Origin of the sequence: Rhizobium sp. 3T7 (genome assembly GCF_020166565.1) — a bacterium.
Classification (GTDB): Bacteria; Pseudomonadota; Alphaproteobacteria; order Rhizobiales; family Rhizobiaceae; genus Rhizobium.
In genome coordinates, this window is sequence record NZ_JAIQXS010000009.1 from 108,453 (window position 1) to 132,382 (window position 23,930).

The following is a 23,930-nucleotide window of genomic DNA, read 5'->3' on the forward strand; positions in this document are numbered from 1 at the left end:
TTACTTGCCCTCGGTCTTTTCGGTTTGCGGCATCCGCTGCGAGCGTTCGCTTGAACCGTGCCTTTCCTGAGCACCGATCCGTTCGGCCAGGCGATCGAGCGTGCGGCGCATCGCCTTCGTCTCGTCCTGTTGCGCCTCGATCCAGTCGCGCAGCATCTGCTGCTCATTGCGCATATTCTTGACGAGGCCCTGAATGCCTTCGGCAAGATTGGCCATCGCCGCAACCGATCTCTGGGTGCCGCCGCTGCCCTCTTCCGAAATCCGGCGCATGTATTCGGATAGCGCGCGAACGTCATCCGGAGAGACTGCGGAATTCGCGCCGATGGCAGGCATGGCTACATCGTGCCCGACGTCGGTTACCGAGGAAAGCCAGTTTTCCAGTTCCATGTAGAACCGGTTTTGAGCACGGCCTGCCTGCAGATCGAGAAAGCCGAGGATAAGCGAGCCGGACAAACCAAGGAGGGACGACGAGAAGGCCTGCCCCATGCCCGAAAGCGGCATGGAAAGCCCCTCCTTCAGAGCGCTGAGAACATCGCTGGAACCGTTCGCTCCCGCATCGAGCGACTGAATGACCGCACTGATCGAGCCGATTGTGCCGATGAGGCCCCAGAATGTTCCGAGCAGGCCGAGAAAGATCAGAAGGCCGATGAGATAGCGCGACACATCGCGTGACTCATCGAGCCGGTTGGCAATCGAGTCGAGAATTGAGCGGAACGCCGCCGTCGAAATTCCTGCCGAGGTATTGCGGCTGCCAATCAGCGTCCGCATCGGAGCAAGCAGCTTGGGGTTGCGGCCGACTTTGTCAGCGCTGCCCGCTGCCTGGAACGAGTTGAACCACCGCACTTCCGGTCTGAGCGACAGCACGTGGCTGAAGACGAGGATGATGCCAACGCCCAGGATGCCAAGGATCAAGCCGTTGAGGCCCGGATTGTGCATGAAGGCAGTCTGCGTCTGCCGGAAGAGGATGGCGGCAATGAACCCGACGATGGTCAGAAACAGCACCATCGTCCAAAGAAACGGCATCGGACTGGAAAGCTTATAGCTGTAGTTGCCCGTGGTTTTTTCGGTCGAGCCGAACTCCGCCACATTCACATTTTCCATAGGTTCCGCAGCCTCCGGATTCATTTCAGCCGGAGACTAGAGCAACATTGTGCCGAATTGAAGTATGCGGAAACGAAAACCGTGTCTTTACAACAGCGATTTACCGAGTCGGGACGGGGCGCTTGGCGACTTCGAGCAACGCCTTCTGGATATACTCGTTGCCGGCAACCACCGAGCCCGTCTCGAGAATGGACGTACCGCCGTCCCAGTCGGACACATAGCCGCCGGCTTCGCGGATGAGCAGGATACCCGCCGCAATATCCCAGGCCGACAACGCAGTTTCCCAGTAGCCGTCGAAGCGACCGGCGGCCACATATGCGAGATCGAGAGAAGCCGCGCCCATGCGGCGAATCCCGGCAACTTCGCCCATCACGTGACGGAGCTCGACGAGGAACTTGCCGTGATTGCCGCGGCCGAGGTGCGGTACGCCACAGGCAACGACGGAATCCGAAAGCACACGGCGGGCGCCGACGCGCAGACGGCGATCGTTCAGAAAGGCGCCGCCGCCACGTTCGGCGGTGTAGAGCTCGTCCGTTGCCGGATTGAAGACGACACCGGCGACGATCTCATTGTTGCGCTCAAGCGCGATCGATACCGCAAACATCGGAATGCCGTGCAGGAAGTTCGTGGTGCCGTCGAGCGGGTCGACGATCCAGCGGTGCGCACCGTCCGTACCTTTGATTTCCTCGCTCTCCTCGCCGAGGAAGCCGTAAGTCGGGCGAGCCTTCAGGAGTTCGTCCTTGACGATCTTCTCCGCCTTGCGATCGGCATTCGACACGAAGTCGCCCGGGCCCTTCACCGAAACCTGCAGGTTCTGGACTTCTCCGAAATCACGCCCCAGCGATTTTCCTGCCTTGATGGCAGCCTGAACCATGACATTGAGGAGAGCAGAACGAGCCATGTGAGCACTTTTCCTTGAGCGATAATACGGTACGCGCTGTCAGGGCGGGAAAGGTCCCTGATCGCCGGAGAAGGCAGCGCTCGATAAGATTGGCGGCCTCAAGACCACAAAATCGGGAAAATTTCAAGAGGAGAGCCGCACAGCCCTCAAGGCTCGTCGACAGTAACTAGAATTTCTGCTGCGCCATCAGCACCTCACGCGCAATCTGGTCGAGCGGCAGAATGCGATCGACGCCAACCCTTGGCGATCGCTTCCTTGGGCATCCCGAAGACGACCGATGTCGCCTCGTCTTGTGCCACCGTATAGGCGCCGGCCTGATGCATCTCCACCATGCCCTTTGCGCCGTCATCGCCCATGCTGTCAGGATGATGCCCATCGCGTTCGAGCCGGCGCTGCGCGCAGCCGAGCGGGACGTGGTAACGCGCGTCTAGCGCTCAACTGCGCCTTTGCCTGACGAGCGGACTCGATGAGCTGGATGAAACTCAGATCCACTTCTGCATGTTCGGGAATATCGATGACAATTGAATATTACTATCGATACTCGCAGTAATTTTTGAAAAAATGTCAGATATATTCCTAATTAGGAAAGCATAATTAAATGATACTGACTCACTATATTGGCTAAACGTACTAAACTTGGCCTCATGGGATGAATAAATACTTCCAAACCCCAAAAGGACTCTCACGACAGTTAACAGCGGGTAAGTTTGGTTGCCGGAACATGCAATCAAGGCGTGTCCAGACACTCTGAATTATTACCTGAGTTAACTTATAATGAGGCTCACTCGTCTTGTGTAACTATTTGTTTTACATACAAACTATGAAAGTCTTGATTATCGCGTCGGTCGTAACGTCATATTTTTCACACGCTGTTAAGCACAACATTGACGAGTCTCCGGCATTTACCCGCTGTTTCCCTCCGGCCCCTAAAAATGGAGCCAGAATTTGCCAGTGTTATAAGTAAAGGAAATAACGTGACAAACGGGGCGACATCGGCACTTCAGGCATTTCAGGCTTCAGGATCGGGCATCAGCGTGACGCTCGAAGCGGCCCGCAGCCAGGTCGAGGAGCGTTTCCTCGAAGGCGGTAGGGTGCTGCTTTCGGTCATGGATGGTCTCAACCGTTTGTTGAGCTCACTCGACAATGTCACGAAGGCGCTAGACGCCAACGAGTCGAGCGATACGGGCGCGGATCTGCGCTCGACGGTCAAGAGCCTGACCGATCTGCCGATCGCCGAAAAGGCGCGCCAGAATGCCCTCTCCTTGCTTGCCGACACGGGCAATTCGTTGCGCAAACATGTCGCTGATATGCAGGAGACGATGCGCTATCTGCGCACCTTTGCAGTGACTGCCAAGATCACCGGCGCCGGTCTTCCCGAATTCGCCGGCTTCGCACAGGAAATCCTCGAGCGCATCTACTCCGGAACGGCTGAAGTCAACGGTTTTGCCGCCCATCTCGACAGCCTCGAGAAGGAAGTCAAAGTCGCGCTGAGCTTTGGCGCAGCGACCGCGCGCAGCTATTCCGAGACAGTGCCCGACGTCGCAAGAGCGTTACAGGACAACGCCCGGAAGATTGCCGAACACCGAAAAGACCTCGCGGCCATCGCCCGCGATGTCTCGGCAATTGCCCGTGGTATTCAGAGCAAAGTGGCCTCCACGCTGTCTGCGCTGCAGGTTGGAGACATCGCCCGCCAACGGATCGAGCATATCCAGAGCACTTTTGCACTCCTCGACGAGTTCCTCGATGGAGAAGACGGCCGCAAGCTTTGTGCGGATGCACGCCGGCGCCTGGAGAATGTCGTTCATCATCTGACGGCCGCGCAGATGAACGATATGTGCAAGGATTTTCATCGCGACTCACAGAATGTCGTCAAGACGATCACGAGCTTTGGTCAGGATACGCAGGAGATCCTGCGCCTGCGCGACCAGATGGGCGGCGGCGGTCAGGGGAATTTCATGCGCGCGCTAGAGTCGAGCGTTTCCGCCGCGCACGAGATCGTCAAGCAGGTGGACCAAGCGGCCCGGCAGGCCGATCAGGTAAGCAAATCGACGCTCGGCACCGCCGCCACACTCCTAAAATCCATCGGCAACATCCGTGTGGTCAAGACCGACATCCACTACATGGCGTTGAATACAAACCTGCGCTGCAGCCGTTTGGGCGAAGAAGGAAAATCAATCAACGTTGTCACGGCGGAACTGCGCATCTTTGCGGCCAAACTCGACGAATCCGCCGATGGGATCGTCAACGGACTGCCGACACTGGAAGCGGCAGCCGGCCGGATTGCGCCCGCCGGTACAGACAAGGCCGTCGGTCTCAGCGACAACCTGACATCAGCCGTTGGCAACATCCGTGCTGCCGCCGACACGATGGAAGACGAGCTCAAGGTTCTCTCCGAGCACGGCCGCGAAGTGGCGAACAAGATCAGCTTGTTGATCGGCAAGCTGGATTTCCAGCGTGATCTCGGCGATGTGCTGGCGCGCTGCGCCGACGTGCTTGAGGATGCCGCCGGCGCTGCAATCGCTGACATTTCGGACATCGCCGACGTGGTGGCACCGCTCGATCGGAAGATCTTCATGCTCTACACGCTGGTGCAGGAGCGCGATGTCCACCGCGACATCATTACCGCCATGAAAGAAACGGCTGCGACGGTTGTCGAGACGAAAGTCGAGGACGACGAAGACCTCTTCGCCGACGCGCTCTTCTAAATCACTGGATCCGGCGGAACTTGTTGGCGGCCTCGATCGCCTGCTTCTGCTGATCCTCCTCGATGCCGAGGTAGAAGTCTTCGAGGGCCGGGTCAGGCAGGCCGGCGCGACGCGACAGGACATACCATTTTGCGGCTTCGACAGGATCTGGCTTGGTTCCAAGTGCATTGATGTAGAGATGCGCCAGCTTGTTTTGGGCAACCACGTTTCCGCGATTGGCGGCAAGCCGCAACCACTGGAAACCCTTGACGAAATCGCGCGGTCCATTCTGACCGTTGACCAACCAGGTACCAAGATCGACCTGGGCCGTGTCGTAGCCGGCATGCGCTGCGCGTGCCATCCATTCGCGCGCCAGCTGCTTCTTTTCCTCCGGCAGATCAGGCAGCGAGGAGTAAATCTCCGCCACTGCATATTGCGCATCCGCGATGCCCTGTTCGGCAGCCTTCTCATAGTAAGGCAAGGCGAGCTTCAATCCCTTGTCGCCCGGATTGTCAGCTGTCAGGATCTGGCCCCAATTGAACTGCGCCGAGGCGTTTCCGGCGTCAGCCGCCTTGTGCATATATTCGTCGGCCTTAGCCTTGTCGCGCTTGACGAACCGGCCCTCGATCAGCATCAGCGAATATTTGAACATCGCAGCGGCGTCGCCGCCCTCTGCGCCCTTGCTGTACCAGAAGGCCGCGTTCTTCATGTCGCGCTTCACGCCCAGCCCATCCGCCAGAAGTTCACCCATAAGCGTCTGCGCGGCCGGATCCCCGAGCTGCGCCCGCGGCAGAGCCCTTTCCATCGCGGTCAGATAATAGCCACGCTGATAAGCGCCGTAGGCGTCGTCGACCGGCCCCTTGTAGTCTTTTTCCGGGGGTAGGTCGGGGAGTTTCGCACCCATGCGATCGAAAACCCCGACGCCCGTCGACGGCCCGCTGCCGTCTGTCTGCGGCCGCCCAGTTTTCAGCGACTCGGGAGCGGTCGCCAGTGGCCGGGTCACGATGTTGTCAACCGTCTGGGCCGAAACGCCATGCGTCAGCCCCGCCAGAATGACGGCGGCCAAGGCAGCGGAAAGGCGCAAATAGCGGGGCAGAATCGGCATGAGCGCGATATCAATCCTCAAACCGTGGCGCTTTTTCGTCCAAGAGCGCATTGACCTCGGCGACGACGGAGGGCGCACGACCAGCGTCCTCGAACACCGCAAGCCGCAGCGCCACGAACTCTGCACCGGTCTCTGCCACCGCCAATGCGGAAGCCGGATCCGTGCCGCCCATCACAATGCAGGGAATCTCAATCATCGAGGCCCACCACTCACCGAGTGCCAGGTTCTTGGGGTGCGCCTCCGGCTTGATGTCGCCGTCGAGCTTGCCGAAGAAGATATAGTCCGGCCGCTCCTCGCCGATCTCCAGCGCATGGTGCCGGTCGGCGGCATTGCCGCCGCCGACGATCAGCTTGTCGGCATACTTGTCGATCGCCTCGGAGATTTCGCTGGCCGGTCCGGTCAGATGCAGGCCGTCCGCTTTGGTCCGCCCGACGACGCGGCTGTCGCCGGCAAGCAGGGCGGCTGCGCCCGCATCCTGAATAATTGGAACCAGCTTCTCGGCGTGCTTTTGGAACTCGCCATCGTTGAGACCGTATTGCGGCACAATCACCGAGGCGACGTCACCGCCCTTTAACGCATCGCCGACAATCTTTGCCTGCTCATCGGCATCAGCGATATCGGGGACGATCAGAACTAGGCGGCAGCGGTTTTCCGGTTCGGTCATGACCTCTTTCCATTTACAGCGGAACAGGCCGTTTCGCGGCCCTTCTGCACTCGTCTTGTGTGAGTAATTCCGTTAGACGGGGCTGGCAAGGGGAGGATTTTCAAAAGCATGCCGATGGAACTGTCATTTTACTACGCCGCCGTTCCCGCTGTCATCTTGGTCGGACTTGCGAAAGGCGGTATGGGCGATGCGCTGTCGCTGATCGGGCTGCCCTTTCTCGCTCTCGTCGTCTCGCCCGTCCAGGCTGCAGCGATCCTGCTGCCGATCCTCATCTTCATGGACATGATCTCGCTGGCGATCTGGCGCAAGCACGGCGACTGGACAACCCTGAACATAATGCTGCCGGGAGCATTGTTCGGTATCGCGCTCGGCTGGGCGACGTCGGCGCTCGTTCCCGGCAACGTGCTTCGCGTCGTCATCGGCGTCGTCACCGTCCTCTTTTGCCTTCGCTATTTCTGGAGCAACTACGGCCCCGGTGCCGGAAAGCACACGCCGCCCCACGAGCAACGGCCGCTGCTTGCGACAATCTGGGGAAGCCTGTCCGGCTATGGCAGTTTCGTCGCGCACGCAGGCGGGGCACCCTTCCAGATCTACGCCCTACCGCTGCAGATGCAACCGCGCGAATATACCGGCACCAGCGTCCGCTTCTTCGCAATCCTCAACGCCGTCAAGCTCGTTCCCTACTTCGCGCTCGGCCAGCTCGACACACACAACCTCGCCACCTCAGCCACGCTTCTGCCGTTTGCACCGCTTGCGACGATCGCCGGCGCCTGGTGCGTACGTCGCATGAAGCCCGCCATCTTCTATCCTTTCATGTATGCCATGGCCCTGATTGCCGCCGTGCTGATAGCCAAGGAAGGCTTGGGTTTCTGACAATTTCGGGTTTCGTTGCGCCGCACAATTTCCTTGCCCGATTGCGCCGTTTGACGTAGCTTTTCGCCATGTCGAACACGGATCCCTTCACTGCGATAGCCGATCCCCACCGGCGCTTCCTGCTGGAAGAACTTCGACGTGCGCCAAAGACCGTGAACGAGCTGGCCGAAGGGCTCCCCATCAGCCGCCCAGCCGTCTCCCAGCACCTCAAGGCGCTGCTGGATTGCAATCTGGTTTCGGTCACCGCAGAGGGCACGCGACGCATCTACGCGGTCAACAATCGCGGCTTCGACAGGCTCAATCTATGGCTCGACCAGTTCTGGGCTTAGCCCGACCGCTCAAATGAAAGACGCCGGCTCACGACTTTCCGTCGGAACCGGCGTCATAATCGCCTGTCGAACACGAACTGGTCTAAGCTTTTGGTGAAATTGGAGTTTCGCCCTCCTCGCCTAGGGCCGCGCTCGATGATTTATTGCATCCCACTCAATGGAAGGATGATTTAAGGCGCTCAATCTCGTCCTTGATCCGCAATTTTCTGCGTTTGCACTCAGCTACTTCATTATCGTTTCGGGAGGGGGATATCATAAGCGAATGCAACTCCTCCTCGAGAGCAACATGCTTTTTCTGGAGTGACTCAAGATGAGCTTGAACAGTCATTTGACCCTTCCTTCCTCTTACCTCTCCCCGGCCAACACCGCCGGAGATCCAAGGCGTCAACCTTTCGACTGTGACACATTTTTGAAGCCTTGTCGAAGGTGAAAACAAGGAGAACACGTGGCAAAATCATGACGAACAGCCGCTAGCCGTTACCTCTATTTGGTGATAGGAGCTTGCGGAAATCATCGGCAGAGCGGACGATGTCCGAAGACGGTTATGGGGAATGCATATGGCCGATCAGGAACAGGCGGAAATCAGGCTCTTGGTTGCAAGACTGCGCCAGGAGCACGAGGACTACGATGCGGCCATCAACGCCATGATTGCCACCGGATGCGACGCATTGCGCATCCAGCGCATGAAGAAGAAGAAACTGGTCATCAAGGACAAGCTGACGAAGCTTGAGGACCAGATCATCCCGGACATCATCGCCTAAGGGAATGCCGTGACGATGACAGACAGACCACCCGTTGCCATCATCATGGGAAGCCAGTCCGATTGGGAGACCATGAAAAACGCCGCCGATACGCTGGAGGCGCTCGAAATTGCCTATGACGCGCGCATCATATCGGCCCATCGCACGCCGGATCGCCTGGTGAACTTCGCCAAGACCGCACGCGACGAAGGCTTCAAGGTGATCATTGCCGGCGCCGGCGGCGCGGCCCACCTGCCCGGCATGGCCGCGGCCATGACACCGCTTCCCGTTTTCGGCGTCCCGGTTCAATCCAAGGCGCTGTCCGGTCAGGACAGTCTTCTTTCCATCGTTCAGATGCCGGGCGGCATCCCGGTCGGGACACTTGCCATCGGCAAGGCCGGCGCAATCAACGCCGCCCTTCTGGCCGCTGCAGTTCTGGCATTGTCGGACGAGGACATTGCCGAACGGCTTGACGACTGGCGCGAGCGCCAGAGCGCGGCTGTTGCCGAATATCCGATGGACGACCTATGACCGTAAGAACGATTGGCATCATCGGCGGCGGTCAGCTTGGCCGCATGCTTGCCATGGCCGCAGCACGACTGAACTTCCGTACCGTCGTCCTGGAACCGCAGGCCGGCTGTCCGGCGGCGCAGGTCGCCAACGAGCAGATTGTCGCCGCCTACGACGATCCTGCGGCGCTGACCGAACTTGCGAAGGCTTGCGACGTCGTCACCTATGAGTTCGAGAACGTCCCGGTCGCAGCCGCCGAGACGCTTGCAAGCAATGTTCCCGTCTACCCGCCGCCGAAAGCACTGGAGGCCGCGCAGGACAGGCTTGTCGAAAAGCGCTTCATCAACGGATGCGGCATTCCGACCGCCGGCTTCCACGCCGTCGACAGTCAGGCCGATCTCGAGGCGGCCCTGAAGGACTTCGGCGGCCGTGGTGTCTTGAAGACCCGCCGCCTTGGCTATGATGGCAAGGGACAGAGGGTATTCCGCTCCGCAGCCGATACGCCGGACGGCGCCTTTGCGGCGCTCGGCGGCGTACCGCTCATTCTCGAGAGCTTCGTCTGCTTCGAACGCGAGATCTCGATCATCGCGGCGCGCGCAACCGACGGCACCGTCGTGTGCTACGATCCTGCCGAAAATGTTCACCGCGATGGCATCCTGCACACCTCGACGGTGCCCGCGTCCATCTCGGCGGAAACTGCAGCTTCCGCTCGCGAAGCCGCTGAGAAGATTCTGGCAGCGCTCGGCTATGTCGGTGTCATCGGCATCGAATTCTTCGTACTCGCCGACGGCAGCCCGATCGCCAATGAAATGGCGCCCCGTGTCCACAACTCCGGTCACTGGACGGAAGCGGCCTGCGTCATCTCGCAATTCGAGCAGCATATCCGCGCGGTTGCCGGCCTGCCCCTCGGCAATGCCGACCGCCACTCGGACTGCGTGATGCAGAACCTGATCGGCGAAGATATTCTGGCGCTCCCGGACTGGCTGCGGCGGACGGACACGCTGGTTCACCTCTACGGCAAGACGGAATCGCGCCCTGGCCGCAAGATGGGTCACGTCACCACGTTGACGGCAAAATCGCCGGTTTCTCCCTGACAAAAGCCGCTCCGGCCATGGGAAAAACACCGTCACGTGGTTGACACAGGCAAGTCGCCGGGTTATCTGCACGCCCAACCTGAAGAGCGCGCCCCGAGCGCGCTTTTGAATGTAATAGATACGGGCGAATGTGAATTCCCCTCAAACATCGCGGATCAAAACAATGAAGATCAAGAATTCGCTCAAGTCGCTCAAGGCTCGTCATCGTGACAACCGCCTGGTTCGCCGAAAGGGCCGCATCTACATCATCAACAAGCTGAACCCGCGCTTCAAGGCTCGCCAGGGCTGATATAGTGCGCCTGGCGGCTTCGCGGCATTTTGCGCGCGGGCCTGTCCGGGGATTGCGTCGGCAATCAAATCAAATTGCTTTGATCTTCAGCGATGGCGGGCTAGTATGCCCGCCATGCGCTTTTTTGCTATGACTTGCGCGGCGCTGCCGCTGTCCCTTGCCCTGCTCGCTACCGTTTTTCCTGCCGCCGCCGCGGAAAAGGAAGTCATCGTCGAGCAGCCGGACGCAAACCTTACACCCAAGCAGCATCTGGATCAGCTTTATGCGCAGCTGAAGCGCGAACGCGATCCGGACAAGGCAAGCAGTATCGCCGACGAAATCCGCACCGTCTGGAACGACTCGGGGAGTGCTACCGTCAACCTCCTGATGCAATGGGCCGACAAAGCGATCCAGGAGAAGCGCACCGCTGCCGCCCTCGACTTTCTCGATCAGGCTATCGCCCTCAAGCCGGACTACGCCGAAAGCTGGAATCGCCGGGCCACGCTCAACTACGCCAATGACAGCTATCGTAAGTCGATGTCCGACATCGAGCATGTGCTCGACCTCGAGCCACGGCACTTCGGCGCACTCTCCGGCATGGCCGCCATTCTCACCGAATCGGGCAACGACCAGCTGGCGCTGAAGGCCTGGGAGCGTTTCCTTGAGATCTATCCGGCCAATCGAAGCGCCCAGGAACAGATGAACACGCTCTCCGAAAAGCTGGCCGGCAGCCGCACCTGATCTTGACGGTGAACCACGCGGCCCAATCTTACGTATCGGTTACGTGATTTTAGCAGATATTGCCATGCTTGCCGAAGCTTCCGCTTTTCTTGCCCCTGTCGTCGCCGCCATCGGCTACTCCTCCTATAAGAGGCGGCAATTCGAGGCCAGCTACCCGAACATCGGCCAACTCACGGATATCGGCGGCTACCGGCTGAACGCCGTTCACGTCCCTCGCCCCAAGAGCGCCGATCTGCCCCCGCTCGTGTTCATCCATGGCGCGGCCGGCAATCTGCTTGATCAGGTCGGCGCCTTCCTGCAGCCCCTGGAAGGCCGCGCGGAAATGCTGTTCGTCGACCGGCCGGGACACGGCTACTCGGAGCGCGGCGGCCCGGAGAATGCCCTGCCCTCCGGGCAGGCGGATGCGATCGCAAAACTCATGCAACAGCGCGGGATCAAGCGGGCGATTGTCGTCGGCCATTCCTTCGGCGGCGCCATTGCGGCCGCCTTCGGAGTCCGGCATCCAGATATGACCGAGGGGCTGCTCTTTCTCGCCCCGGCGACGCATCCTTGGCCCGGCGGCATCGACTGGTACTATCATCTCGCGGTGATGCCCATCCTCGGTTGGCTCTTCAATCACGCCGTTGTCGTGCCGCTCGGCTTGCGACGGTTGGAGCAGGCGACGATGAATGTCTTCCGTCCTAATCCGCGCCCTGAGGACTATATAGCCAGAACAGGCCCCACGCTCGTGCTGCGCCCGCAAGCTTTTTACAATAACGCCGTCGATTGCATACACCTGCTCGACTATCTCAAGACACATTCCCCGCAATATTCTAAGATCACCGCCCCGACCGCCATCATCACCGGCGACAGCGATGCCATCGTTTGGGAGCACCTTCATTCGCAAGGGCTGGCCCGTGACATCGCCGGCTCCGAGCTGGTGAAGATCCGTGGCCTCGGCCACAAGCCGGACTATGTCGTCACCGATGTCGCCATTGCAGCAATGGAGAAGATCGGCGGCGCGGTTCGCGATCTCCAAGCTGCCGCACGCCAGGCCGAACGTCGCCTGGCGCACGAAGAGCCCGCATCGCCGACAGACATTGCCGCACCCTTCGGCCATCCGGCCGGACTGACGCCACCCATGGCAACGGGAAACTGACGTTTCCGCGAAACCCGGACTGAACATACTTTAGCGAACGGCCGTGCATTGCCTAGCGCTCGCCGCGTCCCATATCCATCGCACCGTCATGCTTTGAGGGAAGCCATGGATCACCCCCACATCAGAATATTTGCCGTCGTCGCCGCGCTGTCACTCGCTCTTGCACCGCCGGCGCTCGCTGCCTCGCCCACGCCCGTTGAGGCCGAGCATGGCATGGTTGTAACCGCCCAGCACCTGGCAACCGATGTCGGCGTCGATGTGCTGAAGAGCGGTGGCAATGCCGTCGATGCCGCAGTCGCCGTCGGCTACGCGCTCGCCGTCGTTTATCCGACGGCCGGCAATATCGGCGGCGGTGGCTTCATGACAATCCGCCTGAAAGACGGCAAGACGACATTTCTTGATTTCCGCGAGCGCGCGCCGCTGGCCGCCACCAAGACGATGTATCTCGATGCCAAGGGCGATATCGTCCCTCGTGCCAGCCTCGACGGCTATCTCGCCGTCGGCGTACCCGGCTCCGTGATGGGCTTCGAAATGGCGCGCGAGAAATACGGCACGAAGTCGCGGCAGGATCTCTTGGCGCCGGCGATTCGCTACGCCAAGGAAGGCTTCACGTTGGAACAGGGGGACGTGGCCAGTATCGCCGGCGCCGCCAAGCGGCTCGGCAAGGACGAGGCGGCAGCAAAAATCTTCCTGAAGGCGGAGGGAAAGCCCTATGCCATCGGCGAAAAGCTCGCGCAACCCGACCTTGCCGCCGTTCTTTCCAACATCGCCGACAAAGGACCCGACGCCTTCTACAAGGGCATGCCGGCCGACGCGATCGTCAGTGCGAGCCAGGCGAAAGGCGGCATTCTCGCCAAGGAGGATTTCGAGCAGTACGCGGTGCGTGAGTTGAAGCCGATCGAATGCAGCTACCGCGGCTACGACATCATCTCCTCGCCTCCCCCCTCGTCGGGCGGCGTCATCATCTGCGAAATCCTCAATGTGCTGGAAGACTACCCGCTGTCCTTCCTGGGTTACGGCTCGGCAGAGACAGTTCACCTGATGGTCGAGGCCATGCGCTATGCCTATGTCGACCGCAACGCCGCGCTTGGCGATCCCGATTTCGTCGAAAACCCGGTGTCGACATTGCTCGACAAGAGCTACGCCAAGGCGATCCGTGCCAGGATCGATCCCTACAAATCAGGCGCTTCGGCCAACTTGAGGCCGCTGGGCGCCAAGGAAAGCGTCGAGACCACGCATTATTCGATCATAGACGATGAAGGAAACGCCGTCGCCGTCACCTACACCCTGAACGGATCCTTCGGCGCCGGCGTTGTGGCCCCCGGCACCGGCATCCTTCTCAACAACGAGATGGACGACTTCACCTCAAAGCCCGGCGTGCCGAACCTCTATGGGCTCGTGCAGGGCGAAGCCAATGCGATCGCACCGAAGAAGACGCCGCTCTCCTCCATGAGCCCGACGATCGTCACCAAGAACGGCAAGCCCTTCATGGTGATCGGCAGCCCCGGCGGCTCACGCATCATCACCATTACCCTCGAGGCGATTTTGAACGTCATCGATTTCGGCATGGACATCAGCCAGGCGGTCAACGCTCCGCGCATCCATCACCAGTGGCAGCCGGACAAGATCTATCTCGAGCCCTACACGCTCTCGCCCGATACGATCCGGGCATTGGTCGCGATGGGCCATACGCTGGATGACGGCAGCGGCCCGCCGCAATGGGGACAGGCCGCAGGTATCCTTGTCGGGGGCAAGAGCCTCGCCGATATCGAGAAAGGCGGCCGCGCGCGCTATTATGGCGCGATGGACAGCCGCGCCACCGAGGGTTCCGCCAGCGGCTACTGATCACCGGATACGCGCATGGACGAAATCGCCCTTGATGCTGACGGCCGGCCTGGCGCCGGGCGCACTTGCCTTCGGGCTATCGACATAGGAGGGCCTTGGCGATGACGGAATAGTCCACCGGCACGCCACCTCCGAAATCTAGCTCCGCCTGCAACGACTGCCCATTGATGCTGATCGTCTCGTCCTGCCGGATCGTGTCTGAGCGGGATACACGGCCTGCACTTTTCGTGTCACGGTGACAAAGTCACCGTTCACAAGCGTCGCGTGTGGTCCTATGCATGGGCGTACCATCATTTGAAAGAGTCTCAATGACCAGCATTGAAATGATCGTTGCCGCCCGCGCCCGTCTACGCGGACATGCGCGCCGCACGCCGCTACTCTCCTCTCCCTTCATCGACGAGCTTGCCGGACGGCGAGTGTTCGTGAAGGCCGAGTGCCTGCAGCATACCGGCTCCTTCAAATTCCGCGGCGGCTGGTCGGCCGTTTCCGCACTCGATCCTGCCGTGCGCGCACGCGGCGTCATCGCTTTTTCGTCAGGAAATCACGCGCAGGGTGTTGCGCTCGCCGCGAAGCTGCATGGCATCCCTTCCGTTATCGTCATGCCCTCCGATGCGCCGAAACTGAAGATCGCCAACACCCGTGCGCTCGGCGCCGAAGTCGTGCTCTACGATCGCGCCACACAGGACCGCGACGCGATTGGCGCAGAGCTTTCGGCCGCACATGGACTGACTCTGATCAAGCCCTTCGACGAGCCCCAGGTGATCGCCGGCCAAGGCACGGCGGGTCTCGAGATTGCAGAACAGGCGGAAGAGGAAGGCATCAAGTCGGCCGAGGTGCTGATCCCCTGCGGCGGCGGTGGCCTGTCATCGGGGATCGCGCTTGCGCTCGAGGCAAGCGCGCCTGCGTTTCGCGTGCGCCCCTGTGAGCCAGATGGCTTCGACGATTTCACGCGGTCGCTTGCCTCGGGCAAGATTGAGCGCAACGCGGCGATGACCGGCTCCATCTGCGATGCGATCATCACTCCGCAACCCGGCAACATCACCTTCCCGATCCTGCAGCGCCTCGCGGGCGCCGGCATCGTCGTCACTGACGAGGAGGCGCTCCGTGCCATGGCGCTCGCCTTTGTACGACTGAAGATCGTCGTTGAACCGGGCGGCGCAGTGGCACTTGCCGCAGCCCTGTTCCATAGCGATCAGCTGGAAGAAGACAACGTGATCGTCGTTACCTCGGGCGGCAACGTCGATGCCGAGATATTCGCGGACGCACTGGCGCGGCATGGATAGAGGCAGGACAAGCTTGCCTCACCACTTTCCTCACGCAGCCTTGTAGCGCGTAGCCGGTGCCGACCGTGACAGGTTCGGCATCAGCGCCCGGCGTGCATCCTCGTAGGCCTTCAGCAGTCCAGCATCTTCGAGGGCTGGGATGGTCGCGAATTCGCCTTGGTCGAAGCCGATAAGAGCCGCATCCACCATGTCTTCCGCCTGCATGACGATCTCGGTTGGCAGGTGCTCGACCGGCGTGCCGGCGATGCCCCAGAATTCGGTCGCCGTTGCTCCCGGCAGCACGGCCTGGATGCGAATGTTCTTGTCCGCCAACTCATGGTTCAGCGACTGGCTGAAGGTAAGAACGAAGGCCTTGCTGGCCCCATAGACGCCGTTCAGGATTTCGGGCGCGATCGCGACGATCGAGGCGATGTTGATGATCGCACCGCCGCCACGCGCAACAAAACCAGGCATGGCGGCATAGGTCAGCCGCATCAACGCCGTGACGTTCAGATCGATCATCGCCTCCATTCTGTCGACATCGGAGGCAAGCAGCGGCGCGGTGCCGCCAAAGCCGGCATTGTTGACGAGAAGCGTGATGCTGCGATCTGTCTTCAGCACCGCCTCGACGCGCGCCAGATCGGCCTGGTTGCCGAGATCGGCGGGGAGCGTCTCGACCGTCCTGCCCGTTTCGTTGGTCAATTTCGTCGCAAGTTCGGACAGGCGATCGGCGTTGCGAGCAACAAGAATGAGGTCGTAGCCGCGCTTTGCGAGCCGGTGGGCATAGATGGCACCGATGCCTGACGATGCGCCTGTAACGAGAGCCGTGCCCTTGTGATGATCGGTCATTGTCGTTCTCCATGTTGAGCAACAGCACCTGCTGTCTGCTTGCAAGGAGTCATACGCCCGATTGCCAATGTCTTGAATGTCATATAAACCTCCTTTTAGGACAAACGGAGTTTTGAGCATGCAGCGCATCGCGGTCCTTCTCTTCCCCGGCTTCCAGATGATGAGCCTTGCGGCGATCTCGGCTTTCGAGTTCACCAACCTCGAACTCGACGAACAGGTCTACGACATCTCCTACCTCTCGGAGACAGGAGGGCCGGTGCCGGGCTCCTTCGGGGTGACTGTCGAGACGACGCGGTTCGACGATCCTGCCCTCGATACGCTGGTGGTGTCAGGTGCCGTCGGCATCAAACTGCCGACCCCCGGCGAAAGCGACTTCATCCGCAGCGCGCTTACCGCCTCCCGGCGCCTCGCATCGATCTGCACCGGCGCCTTCCTGCTGGCCGAGGCGGGTGTCCTGGACGGTCGCCGCGCCACGACGCATTGGCTTCTCGCCCGCGAGTTGCAATCGCGCTATCCCAGGATCAAGATCGAGGAAGACCGCATCTTCATCATCGACGGCTCCGTCTGGAGTTCGGCCGGAATGACGGCCGGAGTGGATCTGGCGCTTGCCATGGTCGAGAAAGATCATGGCGCCGAGGTTGCCCGCGCCGTTGCCCGCAAGCTCGTCGTCTACCACCGCCGCGCCGGCGGCCAGTCGCAATTCTCTGCGCTGTTGGAATTGGAACCGAAATCGGACCGGATTCAGAAGGCGCTTGTCCACGCGCGCAGTAACCTGAAGAACGCGCTCTCCGTCGAGGAGCTGGCGGAAGCGGCGCACCTCAGCCCCCGCCAGTTCAGCCGAACGTTCCGGGCAGAGACGGGGCAATCGCCGGCAAAGGCGGTGGAGAACCTGCGCCTCGAGGCGGCACGGCTGATGATGGAACAGGGCCGGCATCCGATCGATGTCGTTGCCACCGAAACGGGCTTTGCCGACCGCGAGAGGATGCGCCGCGCCTTCCTGCGCGCCTTTGGTCAGCCGCCGCAGGCGATCCGCCGCAACGCGCAGCGCGAATATCAGGCGTAGGCTCGCGCGGCCGGGCGGGCGGCCTGCGGCACGACATCGGCGACGGCCTCGCCGACTGATTGAAGCATGATTGACGCAAGCCGGGCCGCCGCTGGCCCGGGTTCCGCCTCGGCACGATGCAGGACAAGACCGAGCGACGGGAGCTCCGGCAAACTGGCCTCCTTCGCGAGAAGTGGCCTGACCTTCCGGGGCAGTCCGATCGGCGTCCGGATGGTAATGCCGAGGCCTGCGGCCGTCGCCGCCCACAATCCACCAAGGCTGGGGCTGACGAAGGAAAGGCGCCAGGAAATGCCAGCTTCATCGAGCGCCTTCGTTGCCGCGGTGCGCAACAGGCACGGGGCCTCCAGCGAGGCAAGCGGCACCGGCTCGCCGCTGCCGAGGCTCCAGTCAATCGCCCCTTCCGCCGGCCCGATCCAACGCATCGGGACGTCGGCGATTTTGTCGCAATGTGGCGTCAGCGTGCCATCGCTCCATGCCAGCGCCAGATCGAGTTTTCCCGAGGTGACGCGCTCGATCAGTTCGACATTGCGCACAACCCGTGCCTCGATGCGGACCTTCGGATGCGCACGTGCGAAACGGCCGAGCACATCGGGCAGCAGGGTCTCGCCAAAGTCCTCCTGCAGTCCGAGCCGCACCCAGCCCTCGAGCTCTATGCTCTTTACGGCGGCAGCCGCCTCGTCATTGAGCTCGAGCAGCCGGCGCGCATAAGCCAGCATCGTCTCGCCGGCATCGGTGAGCGCAAGGCCGCGCCCGGCCTTGCGGAAGATCGGCGTTCCTGTCTGTTCCTCCAGCTTCTTCAACTGGGCGCTGACGGCCGAGGTCGAGCGGCCGAGCCGGTCGGCCGCTCTCGCGAAGTTGCCAAGCTCCATTCCGGTCGCAAAGGTCCTCAGCACATCGAGATCGAAGATCGTCCGTCGCAACTCAACAGTCCCGAATTTGTGGATAATTGATCCATAAAATTCTGATTTTATGCATTATCGTGACGTGCGATGCTCCTCCTGTCAAGAACTCACTGAGAGGAGGCTGTCATGCCTTTCGTTCGCATTTCTCTCCTGCGTGGCAAGTCGCCGGAGTACCTTCGCGCCGTTTCGGACAGCATACATCGCGCCATGGTCGAGACGTTCAACGTGCCGGCGACCGACCGCTTCCAGGCTATTCATCAGCATGACGAGGGCGAACTGATCTTCGATCGCAACTATCTCGCCGGGCCGCGTTCCGACGACTTCGTGCTTTTCGCAATCACCGCGGGGAAGCCTCGCTCGACGGAGGTCCGCCAGACGTTTTTCAAGCGCGCCGCCGAGCTTCTCGGACAGTCGCCCGGCATCCGTCCGGAAGACGTCATGATCGTCATCACTACCACATCGCCGGATGAGTGGTCCTTCGGCGATGGAAAGGCGCAGATGAGTGAGCCCGGTTGGGAAGCCCGTGCATTTGTGAGTGCGGCGTGATGGGCAATCCCGAACGCATGACGATCCGCCGCCCGGGGAATGCCATTCGCTCGCCTGACGGCAGTGCCACCGCGCCGTTCTGGGTGGAAATGCTGCAGGAGGGCGCTGTCGATGGCGGGAACACGGCCATGCGGGCACCCCTTGATCCAGGGACGACCACGCATTGGCACACGCATCCGCGCGGGCAACTGCTCTTTTGTTTTGTCCGGCAAGGGCCTGGCACAGCGCGATGGCGGCGCGGTCGAGGAGTTGCGGGCCGGAGATGCCGTTTGGCTTGCCGCCGGCGAGAAACACTGGCATGGCGCCGGGCACGACAGTCCATTCAGCTATCTCAGCGTCCAGGCCACCGAAGCCGGCCGCTTCGTCGACTGGCTTGAGCCGGTGGAGGCTCTGCCATGATCGCAATGCAGTACAGCTTTACCCTGCCGGCCGACTACGACATGTCGATCATCGACCGGCGCCTCCGCGACAAGGGACCGATGTTGGATGGACTTCCCGGTCTCGGCTTCAAGGCCTATCTCAGCGCTCGCAAGGGCGAGTTCGGATCCCGCGAAAACCTCTATGCGCCCTTCTATCTCTGGCAGCAGCCGTATGGTGCCAGCGACTATCTCACCGGACCCGGCTTCGAAGGACTGACCCAGTCCTTCGGCTGGCCCCATGTGAAGACATGGATCGTGTGGCACGCCGAAAACGCACCGGCGTTGGCAGATGCCAAATTCGCTGCCGAGGAGGTGATCGCCATCGATCCCTATTCCGCGCTCGCCGACATCAGAGACGAGGAAGCCAGACGGGCGCAACGCGTGGCACGACAGGCTGACGTCCTCGCCTCCGTTTCAGCCTTCGAGCCTACCAGTTGGACGCTGGTGCGCCTCAGCCTGCAGCGATCGGCTCCGCTCATTGCAGGCTCAAGCCAGATCTATCGGGTCGGGCATGTTTCCCTGCCCTAAGTCACACCGTCGCCCGACGATAGAGCGCGAGCGATCCAGCCAGCGCAAGCAACGCGCCGCCACAGGCACGTTCAAGCCAAAGCGCTCCCTTCGTCTTGAGGAAGCGGACGGCCTGCGCGCCGAACACGGCATAGGCAAGCATGATGATGAAATCGAGGGAGGCGAACACCAGTGCGAGCACGGCATATTGCGCCGCCTGCGGGCTGGTCGGATCGATGAACTGCGGCAGGAAGGCCGAAAAGAAGAGGTAGCCCTTCGGATTGGTGACCGCGACCAGGAAGCTCTTCAGGGCGATCGAAGTCGGCGTTCCGCCCGCCGCCACCGCCCCCTGCTTCAAGGCGGCATCGATCGTGCCTTTCGACCGCAGCATCATGATGCCGAGAAAAGCCAGGTAGGCGGCGCCGACATATTTGAGCGCCGAGAACCAGAATTCCGACGCCGCCAACAGTGCGCCGAGACCGATCGAAACGGCCCCGATCAGCACAAAATCCGAGAGCACCGCTCCAACCATGCCGGCGGCGGCACGCCTGACGCCGTAACGCGAACCATTGGTCATCGCCAGAAGCACCGTTGGTCCCGGCGTCGCAATGCCAACGAAGGAAACGGCTGCGAACGCAAGAAGCGTGACTGTCTGCATGATGCCCTCCCGATCTCGGCACGGGAGACTTGCATGTGCATCCGCCGCACACAAGGGGCGCATCGGGTCGACTGAAAACAAAAAGCCCGCCTGTGTCCGGCGACGGGCTTTCGTTCAATTCCTAGGGAAAGTCTCAGACGCCGCTCTGGCCGTCGGAGCCGATATAGGCGATACGCAGCATGTTGGTCGCACCGGGCGTTCCGAGCGGCACGCCGGCCGAGATGATGATCCGGTCGCCAGGCTTGCCGAAACCTTCATCGGCGACGATGCGGCAGGCGCGGTTGACCATGTCGTCGAGGTCGGTCGCGTCGTGCGTGACGACGCAGTGCAGGCCCCAGACGATCGCCAGGCGGCGTGCGGTCTGGATAACGGGCGACAGCGCCAGGATCGGCACCTGCGGGCGCTCGCGGGAGGCGCGGAGACCGGTTGTGCCTGATGAGGTGTAACAGACGATGGCCGACAGACGCAGCGTCTCGGCGATCTGGCGGGCGGCGAGCGAAATCGCGTCGGCGCCGGTTGCCTCGGGCTGGGCGCGTTGCGCGTAGATGATGCCCGGATAGTGCGGCTCGCGCTCGATGGCGCTGGCGATCGACGCCATCGTCGCGACTGCTTCGACAGGATAGTCGCCGGACGCGGATTCGGCCGACAGCATGACCGCATCGGCGCCTTCGAAGACGGCGGTCGCAACGTCGGAGACTTCGGCGCGCGTCGGAACCGGCGCGGAGATCATCGATTCCAGCATCTGCGTCGCGACGACAACCGGCTTACCGGAGCGACGGCAGGCGCGGATCAGCTGCTTCTGGATGCCCGGAACGGATTCGAGCGGCATTTCGACGCCAAGATCGCCACGAGCAACCATCAGCGCATCGGAAAGCTCGATGATTTCCTCGATGCGCTCGATCGCCTGCGGCTTTTCGATCTTCGACATGATGCCGACGCGGCCACGCGCGATCTTGCGCACTTCAGCCAGATCTTCCGGGCGCTGCACGAAGGAGAGCGCAACCCAGTCGACGTCGTCGGTTTCGAGAACGGCTGCGAGGTCCGTACGGTCCTTGTCCGTCAGAACGCCGACGGTGAGCAGCGTGTCGGGAAGGCTGACGCCCTTTCGGTCGGAGATCTTCGTGCCTGAAATAACCGTCGTAACGATGCTCTTCCCGTCGCACTTTTCAGCGCGCAGTGCGAGCTTGCCGTCATCGATCAGCAGCCGGTGGCCGGGCTGCACCGATTCCAGGATTTCCGGATGCGGCAGGAATACACGGCTGGCGTCGCCGGGAACATCCTTGTTGTCGAGCGTAAACGTGTCGCCCGCCTTCAAATCGACCTTGCCTTCGGCAAACTTGCCGACGCGCAGCTTCGGACCCTGGAGATCGGCGAGAATTCCGATCGGTCGGCCAGAACGCGCCTCGACGGCGCGGATGCGCTTGATCAGTGTGCGCATGACGTCGTGGCTGGCGTGGCTCATGTTGATGCGGAAGACATCCGCACCGGCCTGGTGCAGCTTCTCGATCATCGATTCCTCGGACGAGGCGGGTCCGAGCGTGGCGAGGATTTTAATTTTGCGGTTACGCTTCATCAATTCGGGCTTTCTTGCGTGCCGGGGGTATCGGAAAGTTGAACCATCCAGCTGCCCTGGCGGCCCGTGTCATATTCCTTGAACCCCATCTTCTGATAGCCACGGGCGTAGCAATCATTGACACCCGTGATCTTGAACTCGTTTTCCGCCACGCACATCTGCACGTCACCCGTCCATCGGCCTCCCCGAGCGGCGTCTTCGGCGTAGAGATAGTAATATCGCGACTGCAACTCGCCTTCGATCAGCGTCGCGCAAGTCGTCGCCGGCACCTGCCACCAACCTTCCGTCATCCAGCCACCCTTGGCTCGATACCCGATCGCCACGCCCACCAGATTCTGCGTTCCGTTGCACACGCGGAAATCGGCGCGGGCTACATCAGCAATAAAAAACGGCGAGAAAGCCGCGAGAACAAACAATGCAAAACGGGCAAGCGGCCCGGAACGCGTAAGGAAACTTGGCGCGGTCTGAATCAACACGACTTCCAATGGGCTCCCGGTTATTTCTTTAGGTGTGCCTTCTTGCGCTGCCTCCCGGCGAATGTCAACGCAATGCTAATCGATTATATTCTGGATCTTCAACCGTACTTGGACCGGGCTCGGGCCTTTGCTTGTCGAGCGCGCTTGAACCAACCCATGGCCCGTGCGATCAGAGGCAGCCCCATAAACTGCGATCGGCCATTTCCTTCATGAGCACTTTCAAATCATTCGAACTGTTAGCCGGCGATCATGACAAAGGCATGGTGCTGCTCGGCGATCACGCGATGAACCGACTGCCGGAGCGCTATGGCAGGCTTGGCTTGCCGGACAGCGCATTCGAACGCCACATCGCCTATGATATCGGCATCGAGGGACTCATAAGGAACTTGTCGACGAAGCTCGGGGTGCCTGCCGTGCTGGGCGGCTTTTCACGGTTGCTGATCGATCCCAATCGTGGCGAGGACGACCCGACACTGATCATGAAGATATCGGACGGAGCGATCGTTCCGGGCAATCATCCGATCACCGCTGAGGAGTGGAATTACCGGGTCGAAACGTTCCACCGGCCTTATCACAAAGCCGTCAGCGAAACGATCGACAGGGTAGCGAACAAGACGGGCGAGGCCCCGCTCGTTCTGTCTCTTCACTCCTATACGCCGGTCTGGAAAATCTTTCCCCGCCCCTGGCACGCGGCGGTCCTGTGGGATACCGATCATCGCGCAGTCGCTCCCCTGCTTGATATGTTGCGCAGCGATCCCGATCTCGTGGTGGGTGACAACGAACCTTACGATGGCGCACTGAAGGGTGACACGATGTATCGGCATTGCATGCTGACTGGCATCCCGCACGCGCTGCTCGAGGTGCGCCAGGATCTGATCGGCGACGAGCCCGGCATTGCCGCATGGGCAAAGCGTCTCGTGCCGATTTTCGAGACAATGAACGCCAATCCAGCGCTGCACGAGTATAATGTCCACGTGTCGCGCACCGGTCCGTACGAATGAAGGAGACCGAAATGGCCGCCCTGACCAAGCAACAACAGACCGAATTCGAGGCTGCAGCCTTTCGCCGCCTCGTGGAGCATCTGCGCGAACGAGGCGATGTGCAGAACATCGATCTGATGAACCTGGCCGGCTTCTGCCGCAACTGCCTGTCCAACTGGTACCGCGAGGCGGCCGAGGCCGAAGGGGTTCCGCTGTCAAAGGACGAATCGCGCGAAATCGTCTATGGCATGCGTTATGAAGATTGGAAGAACCTTCACCAGAACGACGCCTCGGCGGAGCAAAAAGCCGCGTTTGAACTGAACAAGCCGCACAAATAAATCTCTGGCGGCCTGAATCGGCTTGACCCCGGACACGCTTCGCGGCAGTCAACGCCATCCGAATTTTACACCCCTATCAGGAGAACACGATGTCTGATGCTCATGGCGTCGCCCGCGACCAGCTCCGCGCTTTTGTGGAGCGCATTGAACGCTTGGAAGAAGAAAAGAAGACCATCGCCGACGACATCAAGGACGTCTACGGCGAAGCAAAAGGCATGGGCTTCGATACCAAGATTCTCAAGAAGGTCGTTGCGCTCCGCAAGAAGGACGAGCAGGAACGCATGGAAGAGGACGCAATCCTCGACACTTATCTGCACGCACTCGGCATGATCGAGGCGCCGCCGGAAGGCTGATTTCTGCGCAC

General features: G+C 61.0%; 27 protein-coding genes and 2 pseudogenes. 18 read left to right on the plus strand and 11 right to left on the minus strand.

Annotated features, from left to right (window positions below):
- The 3 genes and pseudogenes from K9B32_RS15160 to K9B32_RS15170 form a co-directional block, all read right to left on the minus strand.
- Entirely contained in the window at positions 1-1,101 is a 1,101-nt protein-coding gene (locus K9B32_RS15160) for a flagellar motor protein MotA (protein ID WP_224563436.1), read from the minus strand.
- Between the two features lie 100 nt (positions 1,102-1,201).
- Complete coding sequence (locus tag K9B32_RS15165) at positions 1,202-2,002, minus strand: inositol monophosphatase family protein (protein WP_007802520.1); 801 nt, start codon at positions 2,000-2,002, stop codon at positions 1,202-1,204.
- Between the two features lie 166 nt (positions 2,003-2,168).
- Positions 2,169-2,411 (minus strand): annotated as a pseudogene (locus tag K9B32_RS15170) (chemotaxis protein CheB); the annotation flags it as partial.
- A 565-nt stretch (positions 2,412-2,976) separates the two neighbouring features.
- Here K9B32_RS15170 and K9B32_RS15175 point away from each other — a divergent pair.
- The gene (locus K9B32_RS15175) at positions 2,977-4,707 is read left to right on the plus strand and encodes a chemotaxis protein (protein ID WP_224563437.1); all 1,731 of its coding nucleotides are present in this window, start codon (positions 2,977-2,979) and stop codon (positions 4,705-4,707) included.
- 1 nt (position 4,708) lies between these two features.
- Here the strand turns inward: K9B32_RS15175 and K9B32_RS15180 are convergent, their stop codons facing one another.
- Together K9B32_RS15180 and K9B32_RS15185 are read right to left on the minus strand one after the other, a co-directional pair.
- A complete protein-coding gene (locus K9B32_RS15180; protein WP_224563438.1) occupies positions 4,709-5,791 on the minus strand; it encodes a tetratricopeptide repeat protein in 1,083 nt (360 codons plus the stop codon).
- 10 nt (positions 5,792-5,801) lie between these two features.
- Complete coding sequence (locus tag K9B32_RS15185; RefSeq protein ID WP_132589200.1) at positions 5,802-6,455, minus strand: thiamine phosphate synthase; 654 nt, start codon at positions 6,453-6,455, stop codon at positions 5,802-5,804.
- Between the two features lie 108 nt (positions 6,456-6,563).
- On the opposite strand from K9B32_RS15185, the gene K9B32_RS15190 reads away from it, so the two are divergent.
- Positions 6,564-7,328: a sulfite exporter TauE/SafE family protein gene (locus K9B32_RS15190; protein WP_224563439.1), complete on the plus strand. Its 765-nt coding sequence runs from the start codon at positions 6,564-6,566 to the stop codon at positions 7,326-7,328.
- A gap of 68 nt (positions 7,329-7,396) precedes the next feature.
- Positions 7,397-7,657: an ArsR/SmtB family transcription factor gene (locus K9B32_RS15195; RefSeq protein ID WP_007802507.1), complete on the plus strand. Its 261-nt coding sequence runs from the start codon at positions 7,397-7,399 to the stop codon at positions 7,655-7,657.
- A gap of 154 nt (positions 7,658-7,811) precedes the next feature.
- Here K9B32_RS15195 and K9B32_RS15200 read toward each other — a convergent pair whose 3' ends face one another.
- Positions 7,812-7,985, minus strand: a complete 174-nt coding sequence (locus K9B32_RS15200; protein WP_007802505.1) for a YdcH family protein — start codon at positions 7,983-7,985, stop codon at positions 7,812-7,814.
- Positions 7,986-8,214: 229 nt separating this feature from the next.
- Here K9B32_RS15200 and K9B32_RS15205 point away from each other — a divergent pair, with 229 nt between their 5' ends.
- The 8 genes from K9B32_RS15205 to K9B32_RS15240 all read left to right on the plus strand — a co-directional run bounded on the left by K9B32_RS15205 (position 8,215) and on the right by K9B32_RS15240 (position 15,276).
- Entirely contained in the window at positions 8,215-8,418 is a 204-nt protein-coding gene (locus K9B32_RS15205) for a YdcH family protein (protein WP_224563440.1), read from the plus strand.
- Between the two features lie 15 nt (positions 8,419-8,433).
- Positions 8,434-8,928, plus strand: a complete 495-nt coding sequence (gene purE / locus K9B32_RS15210) for a 5-(carboxyamino)imidazole ribonucleotide mutase (protein ID WP_224563441.1) — start codon at positions 8,434-8,436, stop codon at positions 8,926-8,928.
- Positions 8,925-10,001 (plus strand): 5-(carboxyamino)imidazole ribonucleotide synthase, encoded by a 1,077-nt coding sequence (locus K9B32_RS15215; RefSeq protein WP_224563442.1) that lies wholly within the window; start codon positions 8,925-8,927, stop codon positions 9,999-10,001. Before purE ends, K9B32_RS15215 begins: the two co-directional genes overlap by 4 nt.
- Positions 10,002-10,164: 163 nt before the next feature.
- The gene (gene ykgO / locus K9B32_RS15220) at positions 10,165-10,290 is read left to right on the plus strand and encodes a type B 50S ribosomal protein L36 (RefSeq protein ID WP_003566454.1); all 126 of its coding nucleotides are present in this window, start codon (positions 10,165-10,167) and stop codon (positions 10,288-10,290) included.
- Positions 10,291-10,395: 105 nt separating this feature from the next.
- A complete protein-coding gene (locus tag K9B32_RS15225; protein WP_224563444.1) occupies positions 10,396-11,010 on the plus strand; it encodes a hypothetical protein in 615 nt (204 codons plus the stop codon).
- Positions 11,011-11,074: 64 nt separating this feature from the next.
- Positions 11,075-12,148 carry an alpha/beta fold hydrolase gene (locus K9B32_RS15230; RefSeq protein WP_224563446.1) on the plus strand — a complete coding sequence of 358 codons (1,074 nt, stop codon included), beginning with the start codon at positions 11,075-11,077 and terminating at the stop codon, positions 12,146-12,148.
- A 105-nt stretch (positions 12,149-12,253) separates the two neighbouring features.
- On the plus strand, positions 12,254-13,993 hold the full coding sequence (gene ggt / locus K9B32_RS15235; RefSeq protein ID WP_224563447.1) for a gamma-glutamyltransferase: 1,740 nt from the start codon (positions 12,254-12,256) through the stop codon (positions 13,991-13,993).
- Positions 13,994-14,301: 308 nt separating this feature from the next.
- Positions 14,302-15,276 (plus strand): threonine/serine dehydratase, encoded by a 975-nt coding sequence (locus K9B32_RS15240; RefSeq protein ID WP_224563448.1) that lies wholly within the window; start codon positions 14,302-14,304, stop codon positions 15,274-15,276.
- Between the two features lie 30 nt (positions 15,277-15,306).
- Here K9B32_RS15240 and K9B32_RS15245 read toward each other — a convergent pair whose 3' ends face one another.
- Complete coding sequence (locus K9B32_RS15245; RefSeq protein WP_224563449.1) at positions 15,307-16,104, minus strand: SDR family NAD(P)-dependent oxidoreductase; 798 nt, start codon at positions 16,102-16,104, stop codon at positions 15,307-15,309.
- Positions 16,105-16,222: 118 nt separating this feature from the next.
- Between K9B32_RS15245 and K9B32_RS15250 the strand changes: the two genes are divergently transcribed.
- On the plus strand, positions 16,223-17,167 hold the full coding sequence (locus K9B32_RS15250) for a GlxA family transcriptional regulator (protein ID WP_224563450.1): 945 nt from the start codon (positions 16,223-16,225) through the stop codon (positions 17,165-17,167).
- Here K9B32_RS15250 and K9B32_RS15255 read toward each other — a convergent pair.
- On the minus strand, positions 17,158-18,087 hold the full coding sequence (locus tag K9B32_RS15255; RefSeq protein ID WP_224563451.1) for a LysR substrate-binding domain-containing protein: 930 nt from the start codon (positions 18,085-18,087) through the stop codon (positions 17,158-17,160). The two genes, K9B32_RS15250 and K9B32_RS15255, sit on opposite strands and share 10 nt — an antisense overlap.
- Before the next feature lie 108 nt (positions 18,088-18,195).
- On the opposite strand from K9B32_RS15255, the gene K9B32_RS15260 reads away from it, so the two are divergent.
- The 3 genes and pseudogenes from K9B32_RS15260 (at position 18,196) to K9B32_RS15270 (ending at position 19,562) form a co-directional block, all read left to right on the plus strand.
- Complete coding sequence (locus K9B32_RS15260) at positions 18,196-18,615, plus strand: tautomerase family protein (RefSeq protein ID WP_224563452.1); 420 nt, start codon at positions 18,196-18,198, stop codon at positions 18,613-18,615.
- A pseudogene (locus K9B32_RS15265) lies at positions 18,615-19,014 on the plus strand (cupin domain-containing protein). The gene K9B32_RS15260 and the pseudogene K9B32_RS15265 overlap by 1 nt, the downstream one beginning before the upstream one ends.
- Complete coding sequence (locus K9B32_RS15270; protein ID WP_224563453.1) at positions 19,011-19,562, plus strand: DUF4865 family protein; 552 nt, start codon at positions 19,011-19,013, stop codon at positions 19,560-19,562. Before K9B32_RS15265 ends, K9B32_RS15270 begins: the two are co-directional and overlap by 4 nt.
- Position 19,563: 1 nt before the next feature.
- Here K9B32_RS15270 and K9B32_RS15275 read toward each other — a convergent pair whose 3' ends face one another.
- From K9B32_RS15275 to K9B32_RS15285, 3 genes are all read right to left on the minus strand, one after another.
- Complete coding sequence (locus K9B32_RS15275; RefSeq protein ID WP_224563454.1) at positions 19,564-20,199, minus strand: LysE family translocator; 636 nt, start codon at positions 20,197-20,199, stop codon at positions 19,564-19,566.
- Positions 20,200-20,332: 133 nt separating this feature from the next.
- Complete coding sequence (pyk, locus tag K9B32_RS15280) at positions 20,333-21,772, minus strand: pyruvate kinase (protein WP_224563456.1); 1,440 nt, start codon at positions 21,770-21,772, stop codon at positions 20,333-20,335.
- Positions 21,772-22,257 carry a DUF1036 domain-containing protein gene (locus tag K9B32_RS15285; RefSeq protein WP_224563459.1) on the minus strand — a complete coding sequence of 162 codons (486 nt, stop codon included), beginning with the start codon at positions 22,255-22,257 and terminating at the stop codon, positions 21,772-21,774. Before K9B32_RS15285 ends, pyk begins: the two co-directional genes overlap by 1 nt.
- A 200-nt stretch (positions 22,258-22,457) precedes the next feature.
- Here K9B32_RS15285 and K9B32_RS15290 point away from each other — a divergent pair, with 200 nt between their 5' ends.
- The 3 genes from K9B32_RS15290 to K9B32_RS15300 all read left to right on the plus strand — a co-directional run bounded on the left by K9B32_RS15290 (position 22,458) and on the right by K9B32_RS15300 (position 23,919).
- Positions 22,458-23,249, plus strand: a complete 792-nt coding sequence (locus K9B32_RS15290; RefSeq protein WP_224563461.1) for an N-formylglutamate amidohydrolase — start codon at positions 22,458-22,460, stop codon at positions 23,247-23,249.
- 11 nt (positions 23,250-23,260) lie between these two features.
- Entirely contained in the window at positions 23,261-23,566 is a 306-nt protein-coding gene (locus K9B32_RS15295; protein WP_224563463.1) for a DUF1244 domain-containing protein, read from the plus strand.
- 89 nt (positions 23,567-23,655) lie between these two features.
- Positions 23,656-23,919: a DUF2312 domain-containing protein gene (locus tag K9B32_RS15300; RefSeq protein ID WP_007527482.1), complete on the plus strand. Its 264-nt coding sequence runs from the start codon at positions 23,656-23,658 to the stop codon at positions 23,917-23,919.
- Positions 23,920-23,930 lie beyond the last annotated feature (11 nt).